This window comes from Heliobacterium chlorum (assembly GCF_014502795.1).
GTDB classification, from domain to species: Bacteria; Bacillota; Desulfitobacteriia; order Heliobacteriales; family Heliobacteriaceae; genus Heliobacterium; species Heliobacterium chlorum.
Genome location: NZ_JACVHF010000183.1, coordinates 1 through 401 on the forward strand (window position 1 = coordinate 1; position 401 = coordinate 401).

At 53.9% G+C, this 401-nt stretch carries 1 tRNA gene and 2 rRNA genes; all 3 read right to left on the reverse strand.

Annotation, left to right across the window (positions count from 1 at the left end):
* Positions 1–73, reverse strand: a 23S ribosomal RNA gene (locus H1S01_RS20900); the annotation flags it as partial.
* Between the two features lie 83 nt (positions 74–156).
* Positions 157–232 (reverse strand) — tRNA-Ala (locus H1S01_RS20905).
* 49 nt (positions 233–281) lie between these two features.
* Positions 282–398, reverse strand: a 5S ribosomal RNA gene (rrf, locus tag H1S01_RS20910).
* Between the last annotated feature and the right edge of the window lie 3 nt (positions 399–401).

Sequence of the window (401 nt, forward strand, 5' to 3'; positions counted from 1 at the left end):
TTTCGCAGTTATCCGCGCCCTTCTTCGCCTCTCAGCGCCTAGGCATCCACCGTATGCCCTTACTAACTTGACCTTATAATTACGCTTTACTTTACCTCTGTGCAGTTTTCAAGGAACAAACCTGTCGCCGTTCGGCGACAAGTGGTTTGATAAAATTGGTGGAGCTAAGCGGGATCGAACCGCTGACCTCTTGAATGCCATTCAAGCGCTCTCCCAGCTGAGCTATAGCCCCATATAAACCGGATACGTTACGCATCCGGTTTTGCCGGCTTCGCCGGACAATCTGGCAACGACCTACTCTCCCAGGGACCAACGTCCCAAGTACCATCGGCGCAGGAGGGCTTAACTTCCGTGTTCGGGATGGGAACGGGTGTGACCCCTCCGCCATTGCCACCAGATCA